Annotated in this window: 22 protein-coding genes and 4 tRNA genes; 19 read left to right on the forward strand and 7 right to left on the reverse strand. The window is 53.3% G+C overall.

Going from position 1 to position 19,707, the window contains the following annotated elements:
* Positions 1-41 precede the first annotated feature (41 nt).
* The 13 genes from pncC to luxS all read left to right on the forward strand — a co-directional run bounded on the left by pncC (position 42) and on the right by luxS (position 10,038).
* Positions 42-530: a nicotinamide-nucleotide amidase gene (gene pncC / locus KGP16_RS04980; RefSeq protein WP_223500908.1), complete on the forward strand. Its 489-nt coding sequence runs from the start codon at positions 42-44 to the stop codon at positions 528-530.
* A gap of 112 nt (positions 531-642) precedes the next feature.
* Positions 643-1,707 (forward strand): recombinase RecA, encoded by a 1,065-nt coding sequence (gene recA, locus KGP16_RS04985; RefSeq protein ID WP_065686951.1) that lies wholly within the window; start codon positions 643-645, stop codon positions 1,705-1,707.
* A 58-nt stretch (positions 1,708-1,765) separates the two neighbouring features.
* Entirely contained in the window at positions 1,766-2,299 is a 534-nt protein-coding gene (gene recX, locus KGP16_RS04990) for a recombination regulator RecX (RefSeq protein ID WP_024485176.1), read from the forward strand.
* Positions 2,300-2,430: 131 nt separating this feature from the next.
* Entirely contained in the window at positions 2,431-5,058 is a 2,628-nt protein-coding gene (gene alaS / locus KGP16_RS04995; protein ID WP_071682370.1) for an alanine--tRNA ligase, read from the forward strand.
* Positions 5,059-5,312: 254 nt separating this feature from the next.
* On the forward strand, positions 5,313-5,498 hold the full coding sequence (csrA, locus tag KGP16_RS05000) for a carbon storage regulator CsrA (RefSeq protein ID WP_004091602.1): 186 nt from the start codon (positions 5,313-5,315) through the stop codon (positions 5,496-5,498).
* Positions 5,499-5,828: 330 nt separating this feature from the next.
* Positions 5,829-5,921: transfer RNA gene (locus KGP16_RS05005), tRNA-Ser, on the forward strand.
* A gap of 3 nt (positions 5,922-5,924) precedes the next feature.
* Positions 5,925-6,001 (forward strand) — tRNA-Arg (locus KGP16_RS05010).
* A gap of 200 nt (positions 6,002-6,201) precedes the next feature.
* A tRNA-Arg gene (locus KGP16_RS05015) sits at positions 6,202-6,278 on the forward strand.
* A gap of 52 nt (positions 6,279-6,330) precedes the next feature.
* A tRNA-Arg gene (locus KGP16_RS05020) sits at positions 6,331-6,407 on the forward strand.
* A gap of 315 nt (positions 6,408-6,722) precedes the next feature.
* Positions 6,723-7,289 carry a fructose-1-phosphate/6-phosphogluconate phosphatase gene (yqaB, locus tag KGP16_RS05025; RefSeq protein WP_024485178.1) on the forward strand — a complete coding sequence of 189 codons (567 nt, stop codon included), beginning with the start codon at positions 6,723-6,725 and terminating at the stop codon, positions 7,287-7,289.
* Positions 7,286-7,714, forward strand: coding sequence for a YqaA family protein (locus KGP16_RS05030; RefSeq protein ID WP_039996317.1), 429 nt, complete (start codon positions 7,286-7,288; stop codon positions 7,712-7,714). Before yqaB ends, KGP16_RS05030 begins: the two co-directional genes overlap by 4 nt.
* A gap of 81 nt (positions 7,715-7,795) precedes the next feature.
* Positions 7,796-9,358, forward strand: coding sequence for a glutamate--cysteine ligase (gshA, locus tag KGP16_RS05035; protein ID WP_223500909.1), 1,563 nt, complete (start codon positions 7,796-7,798; stop codon positions 9,356-9,358).
* 164 nt (positions 9,359-9,522) lie between these two features.
* Entirely contained in the window at positions 9,523-10,038 is a 516-nt protein-coding gene (gene luxS / locus KGP16_RS05040; RefSeq protein ID WP_021182180.1) for an S-ribosylhomocysteine lyase, read from the forward strand.
* Positions 10,039-10,291: 253 nt separating this feature from the next.
* Here luxS and KGP16_RS05045 read toward each other — a convergent pair whose 3' ends face one another.
* Entirely contained in the window at positions 10,292-11,581 is a 1,290-nt protein-coding gene (locus KGP16_RS05045; protein WP_021808138.1) for an HlyC/CorC family transporter, read from the reverse strand.
* Positions 11,582-11,645: 64 nt separating this feature from the next.
* On the reverse strand, positions 11,646-12,440 hold the full coding sequence (locus KGP16_RS05050; RefSeq protein WP_024530732.1) for an inner membrane protein YpjD: 795 nt from the start codon (positions 12,438-12,440) through the stop codon (positions 11,646-11,648).
* A gap of 166 nt (positions 12,441-12,606) precedes the next feature.
* Between KGP16_RS05050 and ffh the strand changes: the two genes are divergently transcribed.
* From ffh to KGP16_RS05080, 6 genes are all read left to right on the forward strand, one after another.
* Positions 12,607-13,968 (forward strand): signal recognition particle protein, encoded by a 1,362-nt coding sequence (gene ffh / locus KGP16_RS05055; RefSeq protein WP_021182183.1) that lies wholly within the window; start codon positions 12,607-12,609, stop codon positions 13,966-13,968.
* A gap of 214 nt (positions 13,969-14,182) precedes the next feature.
* Positions 14,183-14,431: a 30S ribosomal protein S16 gene (gene rpsP, locus KGP16_RS05060; RefSeq protein ID WP_004932501.1), complete on the forward strand. Its 249-nt coding sequence runs from the start codon at positions 14,183-14,185 to the stop codon at positions 14,429-14,431.
* 18 nt (positions 14,432-14,449) lie between these two features.
* A complete protein-coding gene (gene rimM, locus KGP16_RS05065) occupies positions 14,450-14,998 on the forward strand; it encodes a ribosome maturation factor RimM (protein ID WP_021182184.1) in 549 nt (182 codons plus the stop codon).
* A gap of 52 nt (positions 14,999-15,050) precedes the next feature.
* Positions 15,051-15,794, forward strand: coding sequence for a tRNA (guanosine(37)-N1)-methyltransferase TrmD (gene trmD, locus KGP16_RS05070; protein ID WP_021182185.1), 744 nt, complete (start codon positions 15,051-15,053; stop codon positions 15,792-15,794).
* 77 nt (positions 15,795-15,871) lie between these two features.
* Positions 15,872-16,228, forward strand: a complete 357-nt coding sequence (gene rplS / locus KGP16_RS05075) for a 50S ribosomal protein L19 (RefSeq protein ID WP_004712521.1) — start codon at positions 15,872-15,874, stop codon at positions 16,226-16,228.
* A 193-nt stretch (positions 16,229-16,421) separates the two neighbouring features.
* Positions 16,422-16,802 (forward strand): VOC family protein, encoded by a 381-nt coding sequence (locus KGP16_RS05080; protein WP_021182186.1) that lies wholly within the window; start codon positions 16,422-16,424, stop codon positions 16,800-16,802.
* Here KGP16_RS05080 and KGP16_RS05085 read toward each other — a convergent pair.
* From KGP16_RS05085 to KGP16_RS05105, 5 genes are all read right to left on the reverse strand, one after another.
* On the reverse strand, positions 16,799-17,446 hold the full coding sequence (locus tag KGP16_RS05085) for a helix-turn-helix domain-containing protein (RefSeq protein ID WP_223500910.1): 648 nt from the start codon (positions 17,444-17,446) through the stop codon (positions 16,799-16,801). The two genes, KGP16_RS05080 and KGP16_RS05085, sit on opposite strands and share 4 nt — an antisense overlap.
* Positions 17,447-17,565: 119 nt before the next feature.
* Entirely contained in the window at positions 17,566-17,784 is a 219-nt protein-coding gene (locus tag KGP16_RS05090; RefSeq protein WP_021182189.1) for a DNA-binding transcriptional regulator, read from the reverse strand.
* Positions 17,785-17,840: 56 nt separating this feature from the next.
* Positions 17,841-18,395, reverse strand: a complete 555-nt coding sequence (locus KGP16_RS05095) for a lysozyme (protein WP_115160223.1) — start codon at positions 18,393-18,395, stop codon at positions 17,841-17,843.
* The gene (locus tag KGP16_RS05100) at positions 18,379-18,597 is read right to left on the reverse strand and encodes an HP1 family phage holin (protein ID WP_021808134.1); all 219 of its coding nucleotides are present in this window, start codon (positions 18,595-18,597) and stop codon (positions 18,379-18,381) included. Before KGP16_RS05100 ends, KGP16_RS05095 begins: the two co-directional genes overlap by 17 nt.
* 279 nt (positions 18,598-18,876) lie before the next feature.
* Positions 18,877-19,641, reverse strand: a complete 765-nt coding sequence (locus tag KGP16_RS05105; protein ID WP_021808133.1) for a YdiY family protein — start codon at positions 19,639-19,641, stop codon at positions 18,877-18,879.
* Positions 19,642-19,707 lie beyond the last annotated feature (66 nt).

Below are 19,707 nucleotides of genomic sequence, written 5' to 3' on the forward strand. Positions count from 1 at the left end.
CCATCAGGCGCATATACCTTGATTGATTCAAAGGAGAGTCCATGAGTGAGAAGCGGTTGCGTGAGCTCAGTATTGCCGTCGGACAAAGGCTAAAGGCCAATGGGCGTTGGATCAGCTGTGCAGAGTCCTGTACGGGCGGCGGTATTGCCAAGGCAATTACCGATATCGCCGGCAGCTCGGCCTATTTCGATCGCGGCTTTGTCACTTATAGCAACGCGGCAAAGCACGAACTGCTAGGGGTGGCGGAAGCGACCTTGCAGGCTCATGGCGCGGTCAGTGAGGAAGTGGTGCGCGAGATGGCGCAGGGCGCGATGCACGCGGCCAAAGCCGATCTTGCGCTCTCGGTCAGCGGCATTGCCGGCCCAGGCGGTGGCAGTGTGGAAAAACCGGTGGGTACCGTCTGGTTTGGTTTTGCCGAACGTTCCGGCCGGGTGCTGGCGCGCAAAATGCAATTTACCGGCGATCGCGATGCGGTGCGCCTGCAGGCAACCCTTTTTGCGCTGCAAACGGCGCTTGATGAATTTTTGTAAAATTAGGCTTGATACTGTATGACCATACAGTATAATTAGCAGCAATTTCCTGCACAACATACATTCAGCGGCAATGTGAGTCACACTGACATTGCGCAACGAAGGAGCAAAAATGGCTATTGATGAGAACAAGCAAAAGGCGTTAGCTGCAGCACTGGGCCAGATTGAGAAACAGTTCGGCAAAGGCTCCATCATGCGTCTGGGTGAAGACCGCTCCATGGACGTAGAAACGATCTCCACCGGCTCGCTGTCACTCGATATCGCACTGGGCGCAGGCGGCTTGCCAATGGGCCGTATCGTCGAGATTTATGGCCCGGAATCCTCCGGTAAAACCACCCTGACTCTGCAAGTTATTGCCGCTGCACAGCGCGAAGGTAAAACCTGTGCGTTTATCGATGCCGAGCATGCGCTGGATCCTATCTACGCCAAGAAACTGGGCGTGGATATCGACAACCTGCTGTGTTCTCAGCCGGATACCGGTGAGCAGGCGCTGGAAATCTGTGATGCGTTGACCCGCTCTGGTGCGGTTGACGTCATCATCGTTGACTCCGTAGCGGCATTGACGCCGAAAGCGGAAATCGAAGGCGAAATCGGTGACTCCCATATGGGGCTGGCGGCACGTATGATGAGCCAGGCCATGCGTAAGTTGGCCGGTAACCTGAAGAACGCCAACACCTTGCTGATCTTCATCAACCAAATCCGTATGAAAATTGGCGTGATGTTCGGTAACCCGGAAACTACCACCGGGGGTAACGCCCTGAAGTTCTACGCTTCTGTCCGTCTGGATATCCGCCGTATCGGTGCGATCAAAGAAGGTGATGAAGTGATCGGCAGCGAAACCCGCGTGAAAGTGGTGAAGAACAAAATCGCTGCACCGTTCAAACAGGCAGAGTTCCAGATCCTGTATGGTGAAGGGATCAACAGCCGTGGCGAACTGGTCGATCTGGGCGTGAAACACAAGATGATCGAGAAGGCCGGTGCCTGGTACAGCTACAACGGTGAGAAGATCGGTCAGGGTAAGTCCAATGCCTGTAACTTCCTGAAAGAAAACCCGGCCATTGCTGCGGAACTGGATAAAAAACTGCGCGACCTGTTGCTGCACAGCAATGGTGAGCCAGCTGCTGCCAGTGCCGAGAAGGCCGATGACAACGAAGCAGAAACCAGCGAAGAGTTTTAATCTTTGCCGGTGGGTATACGCCCCTTAGGGCGTATACCGATCACCAAGGCTTGCAGATATGAATGATGTAGGTTCCCAATCTGCTGGTAATCAGCAAAATACGTTGATTAGCCGTGCGATGCGGCTATTGTCCCAACGCGATCATAGTGAAGCCGAACTGCGCCGCAAACTTGCGGCGCCGCCATTTATGGCTAACGCCAGATTCGGTAGCAAATCCCCTACAGAACCCCCCGAAGAACCCGTCGATCCTGCAATCATTGAACAGGTGATTAGCTATTGCTACCAGCATAACTGGCTGGACGATCGGCGTTTCGCCAATAGCTTTATTGCCAGCCGCAGCCGCAAGGGATATGGCGCGCAACGCATTCGCTCAGAACTGATGCAAAAGGGCGTAGATAAAGAAATAGTGCAGGACGCCCTGGCGGAATGCGAAATCGACTGGTGTGAGCAAGCCAGGGAGATCGCGCTGCGCAAATTTGGCGATCCGTTACCGGTAGAATGGAAAGAGAAAGCCAAGGTGTTGCGCTATCTGCTCTATCGCGGCTTCTTCCAGGAGGAAATTCAGTCGATTTATCGTGATTTTGCGCAATGAATGCACACGGCGTTTTACTTCCCCCCGAAGAAAATTTATCTTATCCCCACATTTAGTTCGTGAACCAGAGGATATCGTCAGGATGTCGAGCCTCGTTCACGCATCGTTATTCTAGTCTTTCCGGGAAAATTATGAGCAAGAGCACCGCTGAGATCCGTCAAGCGTTTCTCGATTTCTTTCATAGTAAAGGCCACCAGGTTGTAGCAAGCAGCTCCCTGGTACCTAACAATGATCCGACATTGCTGTTTACCAATGCCGGCATGAACCAATTTAAAGACGTTTTCCTGGGGCTGGACAAGCGCGCCTACTCGCGTGCCACCACTTCACAGCGTTGCGTGCGTGCCGGTGGCAAGCACAACGATCTGGAAAACGTCGGCTATACCGCCCGTCACCATACTTTCTTTGAAATGTTAGGCAACTTCAGCTTCGGTGACTATTTCAAGCACGATGCCATCAGCTACGCGTGGGAACTACTGACCGGTGAAAACTGGTTCAACCTGCCGAAAGAAAAGCTGTGGGTCACTGTCTATGAGACCGATGACGAAGCCTTCGACATCTGGCAGAAGCAGATTGGCGTGCCTGCGGAACGCATCATCCGCATCGGCGATAACAAAGGCGCGGCCTTTGCTTCCGATAACTTCTGGCAGATGGGCGACACCGGCCCATGCGGTCCGTGCACCGAGATCTTCTTCGATCACGGCGACCATATCTGGGGTGGCCCTCCGGGTAGCCCGGAAGAAGATGGCGATCGCTATATCGAGATCTGGAACATCGTGTTTATGCAGTTCAACCGTCAGTCGGATGGCACCATGCTGCCGCTGCCGAAGCCTTCGGTGGATACCGGCATGGGCCTCGAGCGTATCGCTGCGGTGCTGCAACATGTCAATTCCAACTACGAAATCGATCTGTTCACCACCCTGATTGCCGCCGTCGCCAAACTGACCGGCGCAACCGATATGGGTAACAAGTCGTTGCGCGTGATTGCGGACCATATCCGTTCTTGTGCCTTCCTGATCGCCGATGGCGTGATCCCGTCGAATGAAAACCGTGGCTACGTGCTGCGCCGTATCATTCGCCGCGCGATCCGTCATGGCAATATGTTGGGTGCGAAGGATACCTTCTTCTACAAGCTGGTTGCTCCGTTGATCGAAGTGATGGGCCCGGCTGCCGACGAACTGAAGCGTCAGCAGGCACAGGTTGAGCAGGTACTGAAATCAGAAGAAGAACAGTTTGCCCGTACGCTGGAGCGCGGTTTGGCGCTGCTGGATGACGAACTGGCCAAGCTGCAGGGCGATACCCTGGATGGCGAAACGGCATTCCGTTTGTATGATACCTACGGTTTCCCGGTGGATCTGACCGCCGACGTCTGCCGTGAGCGTGGTCTTAAGGTTGATGAACAAGGTTTTGAGCAGGCCATGGAGGCTCAACGCCGCCGTGCGCGTGAGTCCAGCGGTTTTGGCGCGGACTACAACAGCCTGATCCGTGTTGACGGCGCAAGCCAGTTCAATGGTTACGATCGCGAAGAGCAACAGGCGAAAGTGACCGCTTTGTTCCGTGATGGTCAGCCGGTGGATGAGATCCATGCGGGTGAAGAGGCCGTTGTGGTGCTGGACGAAACGCCATTCTATGGCGAATCGGGTGGCCAGGTCGGCGATAAAGGCGTGCTTAAAGCGGCCGGCATCGAGTTCGTGGTGAGCGATGCGCAGAAATATGGCCAGGCTATCGGTCACCTGGGCAAGTTGGCTAGCGGCTCGCTGAAGTTGAATGACCGCGTTGATGCGGTGATCGACAGCGAACGCCGTAACCGTATCCGCCTGAACCACTCCGCCACTCACCTGTTGCATGCGGCATTGCGCCAGATCCTGGGTGAGCACGTCGCGCAAAAAGGCTCGTTAGTTAACGACAAGTACCTGCGTTTTGACTTCTCGCACTCCGAAGCGATGAAGCCAGAACAAATCCGCGCGGTAGAAGATTTGGTTAACCAGCAGATCCGTCGTAACCTGTCGGTGCAGACCGAAGTGATGGCGCTGGATGATGCCAAAGAGAAGGGCGCGATGGCACTGTTTGGCGAGAAGTACGATGACCACGTGCGTGTGCTGACGATGGGCGATTTCTCTACCGAACTGTGTGGCGGTACGCATGCCAACCGTACCGGTGACATCGGCCTGTTCCGCATCCAGAGTGAGTCTGGTACCGCAGCTGGTATCCGTCGTATTGAAGCTGTGACGGGTGAAGGGGCGATAGCGACCTTGCATCAACAGAGTGACTTGTTACAGGATGTTGCTCACCTGGTGAAGGGTGACAGCAATAACCTGAGTGATAAAGTGCGTGCGGTGCTCGATCGCACTCGTGCGCTGGAAAAAGAGCTGCAACAGCTGAAAGATCAGCAAGCTGCGCAGGAAAGTGCTTCGCTGTCGAGTCAAGCCAAGCTGGTCAATGGTGTGAAGCTGCTGGTCAGCCAGTTGGATAACGTTGAGCCGAAGATCATGCGTACCATGGTTGACGATCTTAAAAATCAGCTGGGTTCTGCGATCATCGTGTTGGCCACGGTGGAAGAAGGCAAAGTCAGCCTGATTGCGGGGGTTACCAAAGATCTGACCGACCGGGTTAAGGCCGGCGAGCTGATCGGCAACATCGCACAGCAGGTTGGCGGCAAGGGCGGTGGACGCCCTGATATGGCAATGGCTGGGGGCAGTGATGCCAACGCCTTGCCTGCGGCATTAAACAGCGTAGAGGCCTGGGTGGCCGCGAAACTGTGAATATAAATAAATAGGCGCGTTACTGACGCCGTAAGCCACTGTGGCTTATGGCGTTTTTAGACTGTGCTAACACAATGTAGTGACAATTGCGGGAACAAAGTTTTCCAGGTCGGCTAAACTTATTCTTAATCTGGAGTGACACCAAGTCTGCTTACATTTATTGTGGGTTCTTGACTTACGTTTTCACTGCATATAATGGATAATGGCGGGGAAACTGAGAGACCCGACTCTTTTAATCTTTCAAGGAGCAAAGAATGTTAATTCTGACTCGTCGAGTTGGTGAAACCCTCATGATTGGCGATGAGGTTACGGTCACAGTGCTAGGGGTTAAAGGCAACCAAGTTCGTATTGGTGTGAATGCCCCCAAAGAGGTGTCTGTTCACCGCGAAGAAATCTACCAGCGCATCCAGGCCGAGAAGTCTCAACAGACGACTTACTGATTTCTAAGTAGCGTCTCGTTCTACAACGAGACGCTTCTTGCTTTTCTTGACCCGCTTTCCCCTTCTTTTCACACTAACTGTTATCTCCCCCCATTTTTTGCCAATAACTTTCTCCTGCGATCAAACTCCTATCCGCGGTAGCACGGCATTTTCTTGTTGATAAAGCACTCTTTTTGCCGCGAAATCACTCATGTTGCCTGTGATTTGTGCAAACGCGCGAGAGTTGGGAAAAATTGTTTGACTTATAAACCCACGAAAGTAATATGTGCGCCACGCAGTGCCGATGAGCTTCTCTAAAGCAAGTTAGGCACGATTCGCAAGAAGCGTACTGGTGAGGTGGCCGAGAGGCTGAAGGCGCTCCCCTGCTAAGGGAGTATGCGGTCAAAAGCTGCATCCGGGGTTCGAATCCCCGCCTCACCGCCATTTGCATCCATAGCTCAGCTGGATAGAGTACTCGGCTACGAACCGAGCGGTCGGAGGTTCGAATCCTCCTGGATGCACCATATTACTAAGTGTTTGTCTGAGAGTATTTAGCTCACAGATGAATGCGAGCTGAAAGGTAGCACAAAGGGGGATAACGTTGCTTTAGCAACGGCCCTGCGGGCGAAGCGGTTACGCTGAGTAATCCTCCTGGATGCACCATATTTTGCAGTATGGTGGGGTAGTAACGACATACCATACGGTATCAAAAAAGAATTCCTGTGCATCCATAGCTCAGCTGGATAGAGTACTCGGCTACGAACCGAGCGGTCGGAGGTTCGAATCCTCCTGGATGCACCATTCTTCAGTGACGTTTCACGGAACGAAACATATTCGCTAAAAAAATTAGATTGCATCCATAGCTCAGCTGGATAGAGTACTCGGCTACGAACCGAGCGGTCGGAGGTTCGAATCCTCCTGGATGCACCATATTATAATGTACCTATCGCGAACGCTAACTCGTAGATAGATACAATATGGAAGGTAGCACTAGGGAGGATAACGTTGCACTGCAACGGCCCAGCGGGTGAAGCGCTTGCGCTGAATAATCCTCCTGGATGCACCATCTTCTTAGAGAAACCCGCTTCGGCGGGTTTTTTACTTTTCATTTCTAAGTTCCCACCTTCTGTTTTCTGTCTTACGCAACCTCTTATCTACACCGCATTTTCCGTCATGCTCTGGCAGCGACAACCTTTCGGCTTTACGCTAAAGTAGCTTTCTTTGCTCAATGGTCATGGAGTCACGATGTACGATCGCTATCAGGGTCTGATCTTCGACATGGACGGTACCATTCTGGACACCGAGCCAACGCACCTCAAGGCATGGCACGAGGTGTTGGCACGTTACGGAATGAAGTTTGATGCGGCCGCCATGACAGGGCTGAACGGCTCACCTACCTGGCGTATTGCTCAGGCGGTGATTGCCGCACATCAGGCCGATCTCGATCCTCATCAACTGGCCGCCGAGAAAACCCGCGCGGTAGAAAGCATGCTATTAGACACGGTGCGTCCGTTACCGCTGATTGAGGTGGTGAAGTCTTATCATGGCCGTCGTCCCATGGCGGTAGGGACGGGCAGTGAGCACCGGATGGCGGAGATGTTGCTGCGTCATTTAGGGCTGTTCGACTGCTTTGATGCCATCGTCGGGGCTGATGATGTTCAACGCCACAAGCCGGAACCGGATACTTTCCTGCGCTGTGCGGAGTTGATCGGCGTTCCTCCGGAGCACTGCGTGGTGTTTGAGGATGCCGATTTCGGCATTCAGGCCGCCAGAAGCGCCAATATGGCCGTGGTGGACGTTCGCACGTTGTGAGTAGTACGCTGGCGGTCATGTCGCTGTTTGGCAGCAGCTTCCTTAGTGCGACGCTGTTGCCTGGCAATTCAGAGATCGTGTTGGTTGCGTTGTTGACCAACAGCAGCGCTTCACCAGGTTTACTGGTGCTGGCTGCAACGTTGGGAAATACCCTGGGTGGGTTGACCAACGTCATTATCGGGCGCCTGTTACCGGCGTTGAAACCACAACGCGGGCTGGAAACGGCTCTTGGTTGGTTACAACGCTTTGGCCCGGCTGCGCTGTTGCTCAGTTGGGTGCCGGTTGTGGGCGATTTATTGTGCGTGTTGGCAGGCTGGTTGCGCATGCCATGGGGCTTTGTCACGCTGTTTCTGTGTATCGGAAAAGCGTTGCGTTACATCATCTTGACGATGATCACGCTGCAGGGTATCGCCTGGTGGCATTAACCAAGTGAATATAACTCAATATTCTCTAGGGAGCGGATTCAGTATGCTTACAGCTATCGTTTTTAGAAGCGGGAGGTCAATTTGATCCCGGACGTATCACAGGCGCTTTCTTGGTTGGAAGCCCACCCTCATGCATTAAAAGGGATCCGGCGCGGTATTGAGCGTGAAACACTGCGGGTAACCGCAGATGGCACGCTTGCCAGCACGGGTCATCCAGAACAACTGGGGGCGGCATTAACGCACCATTGGATCACTACGGACTTTGCCGAGGCGCTGTTAGAATTTATTACACCGGTTGATGATGATCTCGATCACTTGCTGACGTTCCTGCGCGACATCCATCGCCACGTGGCGCGCAATCTGGGTGATGAGCGCATGTGGCCGCTGAGCATGCCGTGCTTTATCAACACCGAGCAGGATATCGAGCTGGCGCAGTTTGGCACCTCCAACGTTGGCCGGATGAAAACGCTGTACCGGGAAGGGTTGAAGAACCGCTACGGCGCGTTGATGCAAACCATTTCCGGTGTGCACTACAACTTCTCCCTGCCGCTGGAGTTTTGGCAAGCGTGGGCCGGTGTTGAGGATGAAGAGAGTGGTAAAGAGCAGATCTCTGCGGGATATTTCCGCCTGATCCGCAATTACTACCGATTTGGTTGGGTGATCCCGTATCTGTTCGGGGCATCGCCCGCCATCTGTTCCTCGTTCCTCAAAGGCCGGGAAACCGATTTGCCGTTTGAGCGCAATGAACGGGGCATGTGCTATTTGCCTTATGCCACTTCGCTGCGCCTGAGCGATCTGGGCTATACCAATAAGTCGCAGAGCAATCTGGGCATTACCTTTAACGATCTGCAAACCTATGTGCAAGGTCTGAAACGCGCTATTGCGACGCCTTCAGAAGACTATGCCAAGCTGGGAGTGAAAGAGGGCGATCGCTATCTGCAACTGAACAGCAACGTGTTGCAGATCGAAAACGAACTCTATGCCCCGATCCGACCAAAACGTGTCACCCACAGCGGTGAGACACCGTCAGATGCGCTGTTACGCGGCGGTATCGAATATATCGAGGTGCGCTCGCTGGACATCAACCCATTCTCGCCAATCGGTGTGGATGCGGTGCAGGCGCGTTTCCTGGATCTGTTCCTGGTGTGGTGCGTATTGGCGGATGCGCCAGAAATGAGCAGCGATGAGTTGCTGTGCACGCGTAAAAACTGGAACCGGGTGATCCTGGAAGGGCGTAAGCCAGGCCAGACTATTGGCATCGGCTGTAACGATACCCGTGAACCGTTGGATAAGGTTGGTAAGGCGCTGTTTGACGATCTGAAGCGCGTGGCTGAGGTGTTGGATAGCGAAGCGGGCGATCGGCAATATCAGCAGGTGTGTGAACAACTGGTGGCGGCGTTTGACGATCCGGAGCTGACCTTCTCGGCCCGTATCCTCAAGAAAATGAAAGCGCAGGGCACCGGTAACGTTGGCCTTGAACTGGCGGAAAAATATCGCAAAATGCTGATAGAGGAACCGTTGGAGCTGCTGACCGAAGAGCAACTCGCTCAGGAGCAGCAAGCCTCGTGGCAGCGCCAGCGCGACATAGAAGCCAGTGATACGCTAAGCTTTGAACAGTTCCTGAAGGAAAACGGCGGGGGCTGAAAAAGAAAAAGGCCACATCACTGTGGCCAAATACACATCTCTGAAAACAGTGATGATGATAACAAATGCGCGTCTTTCATAGATTAAGACCCGCAGGGTTGTAAAAGGTTTCATCGGTACGAAAAAAGTTTCGAAATAATTTCATTTTACCAAGAGGTGATGACATGCCACTGCTGGATAGCTTTACCGTAGATCATACTCGCATGGCGGCTCCGGCTGTCCGCGTTGCTAAAACCATGCAAACTCCTCATGGAGATACCATCACCGTATTCGATCTGCGCTTCTGTCGCCCGAATCTGGAAGTGATGCCAGAGCGAGGGATCCATACCTTGGAACATCTGTTCGCTGGCTTCATGCGCGACCATCTGAACGGTAACGGCGTGGAGATCATCGATATCTCACCAATGGGCTGCCGTACCGGCTTTTATATGAGCTTGATTGGCGTACCGGAAGAGCAGCGCGTGGCCGATGCCTGGCAAGCCGCTATGGCCGATGTGCTGAAGGTGACTGACCAGCGCAAGATCCCTGAACTCAATGAGTTCCAATGCGGTACCTACCATATGCACTCGCTGGAAGAGGCGCAGGAAATTGCCAAGCATATTCTTGAGCACGGTGTGGTAGTGAACCATAACGAAGAGCTGGCGCTGCCGAAAGATAAGCTGCAAGAGCTGCACATCTAGGCCCTCACCCCAACCCTCTCCCACAGGGAGAGGGAGCTGATAGTCCCTGCTCTTTTGGAAGTAAAGAGGTGATCAAGCAACGTCTCTTTAACCAGGATGAGTAAGGTCAGTCAGCCGGTGTTCATGAACAATCACAACTCTTTCAACCTAACCGCTCGCCCCTTCAACCTTCGGTGCTTATGGAGAATTACCCTACTTTCAGCCTAACTCGATCGGTTCCCTCTCCCTGTGGGAGAGGGTTAGGGTGAGGGGACTAGTGGTTCTGTACGCTGGCCTGTAAGGATTTAATCGGTGTGACGCGCACCTGCTTGATCATATTATCCTGCACGTCAAGGATATCGATATCATAGTGGCTGATACGCAGCCTGGTCCCGATGCTGGGGATCTCCTCCAGCTCTTCAAGCAGCATGCCGTTGATGGTTCTGGCCTCGGTGGCTGGCAGCGTCCAGTTGAAGGCCTTGTTCAGCTCACGCACGTTGGCACTGCCGTCGATCAATACCGAGCCATCGCTCTGTGGATTCACTTCCTCCGCCAGCGTAGGTGACATTGAGGTGGTGAAGTCGCCGACGATTTCTTCGAGAATATCCTCAACCGTCACCAGCCCCTGGATATCACCATACTCATCGACCACGATGCCGACCTTCTCTTTGTTGCGCTGGAATTTCACCAGTTGCACATTGAGTGGTGTGCCCTCTGGCACGTAGTAGATCTCATCGGCTGCCCGTAGCAGGTTCTCTTTGTTGAACTCTTTTTTCTCGGTCATCAGCCGGTAGGCTTCGCGTACGCGCAGCATGCTGATGGAGTCGTCCAATGAATCGCGATACAACACGATGCGGCCGTGTGGAGAATGTGTCAGCTGGCGCATGATCGATTTCCAGTCGTCGTTGATATCAATCCCGACGATCTCATTGCGCGGCACCATGATGTCTTCCACCGTCACCTTCTCCAGATCCAGCACAGAAATCAGCATGTCCTGATTACGGCGCGAAATCTTCGACTGGGACTCGTTCACAATGGTGCGCAACTCCTCTTTACTCAATGCGCCGCTGATACGTACGTTGGTGCGGATGCCGAAAATCCGCAGCACCAGGGTGGTAATGCCATTGAGCAGCCATACCAGTGGGAGCATGACTTTTTGCAGCGGGGCCAGCAGGAAGCTGCTAGGGAAGGCAATTCGTTCAGGATAGAGAGCGGCAAAGGTTTTGGGTAACACTTCGGCGAACAACAGTACGACAAAGGTCAGCACCCCGGTGGCGATTGCCACGCCAATATCGCCATACAGGCGCATCCCGACAATGGTTCCCAGCGCAGAGGCCAGGATATTGACCAGGTTGTTGCCAATCAGCACCAGGCCAATCAGGCGGTCAGGCTTTTGCAGCAGCTTCTCTACCCGGCGTGCGGCACGGTTGCCTTGCTTAGACAGGTGGCGCAGACGATAGCGGTTGAGCGTCATCATGCCGGTTTCGGATGCTGAAAAATAAGCGGAGACCACGACCATAATCACCAAAATGAAAATGAGGGTCTCTGTCGAAACGTGCTCCAACGCGGTATTCCTTATGTTGGGGGAGAAGAGTGCCTCAGCAGGGCGATGGAGCGCCAGGCCAGACTTAGCGCACCATCATCAGTTCCTGGAGCAGGCGGCTCCCGAAGTAGGCCATGGTAAGCAGAAAAGAGCCGGCAAAGCTGAACCAGACCACGCGGCGGCCACGCCAGCCCTCGTGATAATGGCCCCACAGCAGCACGATATAAACAAACCACGCCATGATGGACAGCACGGCCTTGTGCACGTTCTCTTTGCTAAACAGGTTGTCCATATACAGTAGGCCGGTACACAGCGTCAGCGTCAGCAGCACCACACCGATTTGGGTGATATGAAACATCTTACGCTCAATACTCATCAGCGGCGGCATATCGGCACTGAAACTGAGTTTTTTATGTTTCAGCAGGTAATCAAGCCAGGCGAGTTGCAGGGCGTACAGCGTGGCGATAATCAGGGTGGAGTAGGAGAACAGCGCCAGGCCGATATGCACCATCAGCTCCGGGCTGGCTTCCAGATGGGTGATAAACTCCCCAGGCAGAAAGCTGGCAAACGCGAGGTTGATCATGGCAAAGCTGTAGACGATCGGCAGCAGGAACCAGCCGCGATCGCGGGAGGCGACGTAGGTCATCACCGAACAGATAATCAGGCCAACGATGGAACCGATGTTTAGCAGGCTGAGATTTTGCCCGGCGCTGACGTCAAAAATGCGCTGCTGGAGGGCAATGGCATGGCAAACCAGCGCCACTACGGCCGAGACCAGCGCCAGCCGACGGTATGCGCTATTCTTCCGCAACAAACTGGGAATGATCAGTCCAAGGCTGAGCAGGTAGGCCATCAAAGCCACAAGAGAGAATACTGGCATAGCGTTATTTAGCATCGGCATGGTTAATTGGAATGCCAGTATAACGTTGAGCGGCCCCTACTCCAACCAATCTCCAACGCTGAGGCAGAGATCGTTGTAGCAACGTGTTATAATCGCCGCAATTGTGTCGCCACTGCGGCCTGACTCTTACGTTGAGCATGAGACGATGTTTGAAAATTTAACCGATCGATTGTCGCGCACCCTGCGCAATATCAGCGGCCGCGGGCGGCTGACCGAAGAGAACATTAAAGAAACCCTGCGTGAAGTGCGTATGGCATTGCTGGAAGCGGACGTTGCGCTGCCGGTCGTGCGTGACTTCATCAACCGTGTAAAAGAGAGCGCGGTTGGGCATGAAGTTAACAAAAGCCTGACGCCGGGCCAGGAATTCGTCAAAATCGTCAAGAGCGAGCTGATTGCCGCGATGGGCGAAGTGAACACCGAGCTGAACCTGGCGGCGCAGCCACCGGCGGTGGTGCTGATGGCCGGCCTGCAAGGTGCGGGTAAAACCACCAGCGTGGCCAAGCTCGGCAAATTCCTCAAAGAAAAGCAGAAGAAAAAAGTCTTGGTGGTTTCTGCCGACGTGTATCGCCCTGCGGCGATCCGGCAGTTGGAAACCCTGGCGGAAGGCGTCGGCATCGACTTCTTCCCGTCAGACGTTAAAGAAAAACCGATCGACATCGTTAACCGTGCGCTGCAACAGGCCAAGCTGAAGTTTTACGACGTACTCATCGTCGATACCGCGGGCCGCTTGCACGTAGATGAAGCGATGATGGACGAAATCAAACAGGTACATGCGGCGATCAAGCCGGTGGAAACCCTGTTTGTAGTCGATGCCATGACTGGCCAGGATGCGGCCAACACCGCCAAGGCCTTTAACGAAGCGCTGCCGTTGACCGGCGTCGTTCTGACCAAGGTCGATGGTGATGCGCGCGGCGGTGCGGCGTTGTCTATTCGCCACATTACCGGCAAGCCGATCAAATTCCTCGGCGTGGGCGAGAAAACCGACGCGCTGGAGCCATTCCATCCGGATCGCGTGGCCTCACGTATTCTCGGCATGGGCGATGTGCTGTCGCTGATCGAAGATATCGAAAGCAAGGTTGACCGCGCACAGGCGGAAAAACTGGCTAGCAAGCTGAAGAAGGGCGACGGTTTCGACCTGACCGACTTCCTCGACCAGCTTAAGCAGATGCGTAATATGGGCGGTATGGCCAGCATGCTGAGCAAACTGCCGGGCGCGGGCCAACTGCCAGACAACGTCAAATCGCAGATGGATGACAAAGTGCTGGTACGCATGGAGGCGATCATTAACTCAATGACGCTGAAAGAGCGTGCCAAGCCGGAAATTATCAAGGGTTCACGCAAACGTCGTATTGCGATGGGCTCAGGTATGCAGGTGCAGGATGTTAATCGGTTGTTAAAACAATTCGACGATATGCAGCGCATGATGAAAAAGATGAAAAAAGGCGGAATGGCGAAGATGATGCGTGGCATGAAAGGTATGATGCCGCCGGGCTTCCCAGGCCGTTAAAACCACGCCGCAGCAAGGCTGTGGCGGGTTTGCCGATTTACCGATCACGGTAAAACCTGTCCGAGAGCGTGATGGTGCAAAAACGAATTACCGGCAATCTACGCTTTAGATTGCTTTTTGCGCCAAAATGAGTAAAATTTTCGGGCTTTTTATATTGCAACCGGGCCCCGTCCCTCAATGGGGCCCGGCTGTTTTATTAACTAAAGAGGATGTTATGGTAACAATTCGTTTGGCACGTGGCGGCGCTAAAAAGCGTCCGTTCTATCAAGTAGTAGTGACCGACAGCCGCAATGCTCGTGATGGTCGTTTCATCGAGCGTGTAGGTTTCTTCAACCCAATCGCATCTGGTCAGGCTGAAGCACTGCGTCTGGACCTGGATCGCATTGAGCACTGGGTTGGTCTGGGTGCTACCGTTTCTGATCGCGTTCACGCGCTGATCAAAGACGCTAAGAAAGCAGCTTAATCTGTCGCGGTGGTGGCAATGAGCAAGCAACTCAAACCGGTAGCACCTAAGCAGCCGATTGTACTCGGTAAGATGGGGTCTACTTACGGCATCCGTGGTTGGCTCAGAGTGTTTTCATCCACCGAGAACGCCGAAAGCATATTTGACTATCAGCCCTGGTTAATCCAGCGCTCTGGTCAGTGGCAGTTTGTCGAGTTGGAAGACTGGAAACGCCACAGTCAGGATCTGATCATCAAGGTCAAAGGCATTGACGATCGGGATGCCGCGAATTTACTGACCAATTGCGAAATTGTCGTAGATTCCGAGCAGTTGCCTCCGTTGGAAGGCGATGATTACTACTGGAAAGACCTTATGGGCTGCCAGGTAGTCACCACTTCCGGATACGAACTGGGTAAAGTCATCGATATGATGGAAACCGGTTCTAACGACGTTATGGTCGTGCGGGCAAACCTGAAAGATGCATTCGGTATGAAGGAGCGGTTGGTCCCGTTTCTTCATGGGCAGGTTATCAAGAAAGTCGATCTCGCCGCCAAGATTATCGAGGCTGAGTGGGATCCTGGTTTTTGACCTCCGGATTTCATGGTCGAAGCAAGTGGAATAACAAAATGGGGATTGGCTGGTGTTCATTGGTATCGTAAGCCTGTTTCCTGAGATGTTTCGCGCAATCACCGATTACGGGGTAACTAGCCGGGCAGTAAAAAATGGCCTGCTGAGCGTGCAGTGTTGGAGTCCGCGTGACTTCACCTACGACCGGCATCGTACCGTGGACGATCGCCCTTACGGCGGCGGCCCGGGAATGCTGATGATGGTGCAACCCTTGCGGGAAGCTATTCATGCAGCAAAAGCAGCGGCAGGCGAGGGAGCAAAGGTGATTTATCTGTCACCTCAGGGGCGCAAGCTGGATCAAACCGGTGTGCGCGAACTGGCGGCTAACCAGAAGATGATCCTGGTGTGTGGCCGCTACGAAGGGATAGACGAGCGCGTGATCCAAACCGAAATTGACGAAGAATGGTCAATCGGCGATTACGTTCTCAGTGGCGGTGAACTACCGGCAATGACCCTGATCGATTCGGTCGCCCGCTTTATACCGGGTGTTCTGGGCCATCAGGCTTCGGCAGAAGAAGATTCTTTCGCTGAGGGATTGCTGGACTGTCCGCACTATACCCGCCCGGAGGTGTTAGAAGGGATGGAGGTTCCGCCAGTTCTGCTGTCGGGCAACCATGCCGAGATACGTCGCTGGCGCTTAAAGCAGTCGCTGGGCCGTACCTGGCTTAGAAGACCTGAACTTCTAGAAAGCCTAGCTCTGACTGACGAGCAAGAGGTGTTGCTGGCCGAGTTCCAACGGGAACATCGAGCTAAGTAACAGGACTATGAAGGGAACGTCTGAGCGTTGTCTCGACGAGACCGATATATCAGTTTACCTAGGGTAAGAGACATATTATGAGCAACATTATTAAGCAAATTGAACAAGAGCAGATGAAGCAAGACGTACCTGCATTCCGTCCGGGTGATTCCGTGGAAGTGAAGGTATGGGTCGTTGAAGGTAGCAAAAAACGTCTGCAGGCATTCGAGGGCGTGGTTATCGCTATTCGTAACCGCGGTCTGCACTCTGCATTCACTGTTCGTAAGATTTCCAACGGCGAAGGTGTTGAGCGTGTATTCCAGACTCACTCTCCAGTAATCGACAGCATTACTGTTAAACGTCGTGGTGCCGTTCGTCAAGCCAAACTGTACTACCTGCGTGAACGTACTGGTAAGTCTGCTCGTATCAAAGAGCGTCTGAACCGCGTTAACTAACGCTGCATCCAAAAGTTAATAGTTATAAGGGGATTACCGTCATGGTAATCCCCTTTTTTTATGGTGCGCCGGAATGGCGTTGCGGTTTGACGATGATGGCCACACTCGTTAATTCGTCTGTCGTATTTATCCAATACGCGGGAAGGCGGATTTGTAAAACTACCGCCACTGATCACTGAATGGAGCGCCTGCGATGCAATTTGCCTATACGATTTTATATGTTGATAACGTGCAACAAACGATGGATTTCTATCATCGAGCCTTTGGCTTTGAGATCCATTGTTTGCATGAAAGCGGGGACTGGGGAGAGTTGGCTACCGGTGCCACGCGACTGTCATTTTGCTCAAGAGAGTTGCTGGCTGGGCAGGGTAAAAAGAGCGCTAAAAGTGATTATCACCATCCGGTGTTTGAAATTGCCTTCACTACCGACGATGTGCCGAAAGCGCTGAAAACCGCGTTGGATGCCGGTGCGGTACTGGTTGAAGATATTCAGCACATGCCCTGGGGGCAAACGATATGCTACGTGGCAGATCCAGAGCATAACCTCGTCGAGATCTGTTCCGTAATGGCCTAATCGTAGCCTTCGCCAAACGCCTGTTGCCAATGGGGATTAATACAGAATGCGGCAGGCGTGATCCCTAACCAGTGCTGGAACTCCCTATTCATGTGCGACTGGTCACAATAACCACCGTTTAGTGCGATTTCTGTTAGGGACACACGATCGCAGGCAGTTAGCATTGATGCAGTTCTTCTCATCCGTAATAGACGAAGCCAGAATAACGGGCTCTTGCCGGTTTTATTCTTCACCAGTCGTTCCAGAGTACGAACGCTAATCCCCAACTCCAGGCTTGCCTGAGTCAGAGAGTTGGCAAGCCGTAACGACTGCAATGTTTCGGCAAGCTGCGTATCCACACGAACGGTATCGTGAATGATAGACACTAATGTTGGATGCTCCGGTGTTAATCGGGATGCGTTGAGGTAATGAAATAATTTGCCTTCATCGATAACACAATCTGGCCGAAACCGGAAACCATCATATTGGTCACCTGCGACGCTTTCCACGCTATAGGCACAGGTGTCGATCTCAGTGATCTTCATCTCCTGCTGCCCATTCCCGTCAGTCAGAAAAATTAAATCCCGACAGCCATCAGGAACAACAATTTGCCGTGTCGTTTTTGGCGCATGAAAACTCCAGTGTTCCAAGACCAGCTGTTGCATTTGATCTCCCTATCATCTCAAGGACCCGGTTTTCCAAAGCTTACCATCTATTCCCTCTGGTTGGATTATCGTTATTCTGGTGAAACCAAGGGATTACCAGATGGTAACCCCTTTTTTCATTACATCGCAGCGGCGCGTTGTTTGCTTTCTTGCGGGTGCGGCTGCGCAGGAATGATGTCGCCGGGTGAAACGATGACCCGGGCCACGGATTCATGGGTGGCAAAGGTACAACTGCAGTTAATGTTACGGCATTGATGATAGCGTTCTTTGGTCGACTCGCTCAGATAGCGGCTGGAGCGAGTGTGTGCCACGCTACCGCACAGTGGACAATGCATCATAGAGACCCCCTCTTGATAAAACGGTGAAAAACTATTCGTCAGCAATGCTCGAAAAGTTACTGAGCGAGCTGTTCTTTCCCTGGGAAACTGGTGGTGTTCGGCGTGCTGAGACCTTTTAGGCACAGCTCACGTTCGGCGGCCCGGCGGCGTTCCAGCCCGCGGTTTTTGACGCCATTGACATAAATCCAGCGCGGTAACTGATCGCAAGCCTGCTGCCATTGGCCATGGTTAAGGAAATAAACCAGGGTAGAGCGACATGCGGCTCCCGTACCAACGTTAAAGGCAAACGCCATGACGGCATCATAAGTGGCCTGGGGCATCTGCTGTGGCAGACAGGCTGCCATGCGGCTCTCTACCCGACGGATATCTTCCAGCAGGTTTTCCGCCGCTTGCACTGGGGTTATGGACTTACCTGGAATAACGCCGGCCGTATGGCCGACACCTTGCGTCCAAACCCCTGCTGCGCATTGATACGGGGTTAACTGGCACCCCTCAAAATCGGCAATCAGGTATAGCCCTTGTTCGGAGGTTTTAATGTGATTGGCCTGCGGCAGCAGCATGGCGATCGCCAGAATGGCCAGGGCGCTGCAACGCTTAACGATTGAGTTCATCAAAAAGTCTCCGTGCTGCCGCATCGCGTTCGATGCTTTTGAGGATCTCCAGACTCTTGCGTCTGTAGTACCAATTAACCAGGAAGGTGCCGATTCCTACGGCCGCGCCGATCAGAAAGGCCACATCCTGCGGTGAGAGCTTGCCAAGCCAGGCGAGAAATAGCGCCGCGGAGTAGGTAATGAATGAGGTTAATCTCTCCATCCCATTAACCCCACATCTGCTGTCGCAGCGGGTTGTTTTGTAGGATAACGCGACTGTCGGCCACGATAAGCGGGTCGATATTGGCCTCATTTGCCGGGTTTATCATGGTTTTTACCTTAGCAATAATTACTGTATATGCATACAGTATTAATCAAAATGCTAAAGTCGTCAAGCGGGGATAGGACTATTTTTAGCAAAATGGTCAACATGGGAATGGGAATAAAAAAAGCCCATTAATTATGGGCTTAGAGGAGGACTGTGCGGAGCGGTAAGACGAGATTACAAACCGTACACCAGCGTTACTGACGTCGTGGTATCGGTATTTTTCGGTGCCGAGGCAGGTGGCTTGGTGTTGTAGACCACCGTGTAGGCCAGCCGTAGGGCAAAGTCGTTATTGATGGCGACGTTTAACGCGGTTTCGGAGTTAACGGTGGTTTCGTCGTTCGCCAAAGCAGATAGACCTTCGGATAGGCGGGCCGTGTCTGTCAGCCTGTAGGAATAGTTGGCTGCGCCATAGGCCAGGGCGCGGGTGGTGCGGCCACCGCCGTGGTATTCATCATGGCGAACGCCTGGCCCGAATTCGACACGCAGATCTTGGCGTGGGTCGCTAAAGATCTGGCGCCCGTAACCCCCGGTTAGCGTGGAGCGTGAATCGTACCCGTTGTAACGGTCGTTCAACCAGCCAACCTGGCCAAACATATAATTACGAGCCGACAGATTATAACGGGTACGGCCACCGGCCTGGTATTTCTCCGAGGAGCGTACGTTGGAGGAGGTGGTGTTGTTCGCCGAGCCCCACAGGCTGTAAGCCGTATCGCTGTTAAACCAGGTCATGGTGGTGTTGGCCAACAGGGTCGAGTTCTGTGTGTTGCCTGACTGGGCGTTATAGCCAGCCTGGACGTTACCATCAAACGGCTTTTTGGCGGTGGCCGGATCGTCCATCGCGGTGAAGAGGGTATTGTCGGCGAACACGGAAACACTGGTGAAGGCGGTCAAGCAGCTAAAAAACAGCGGAATGGCGCGACGAGCGCGTAAAGAGAGCATTTTGGATCCAGTAGTTAAGTGTGATTATAAGTGATAGCGGTCACATTATATCGATTCGCCGAGGGG

Origin of the sequence: Serratia sp. JSRIV006, assembly GCF_019968685.1 — a bacterium.
Taxonomy (GTDB): domain Bacteria; phylum Pseudomonadota; class Gammaproteobacteria; order Enterobacterales; family Enterobacteriaceae; genus Chania; species Chania fonticola_B.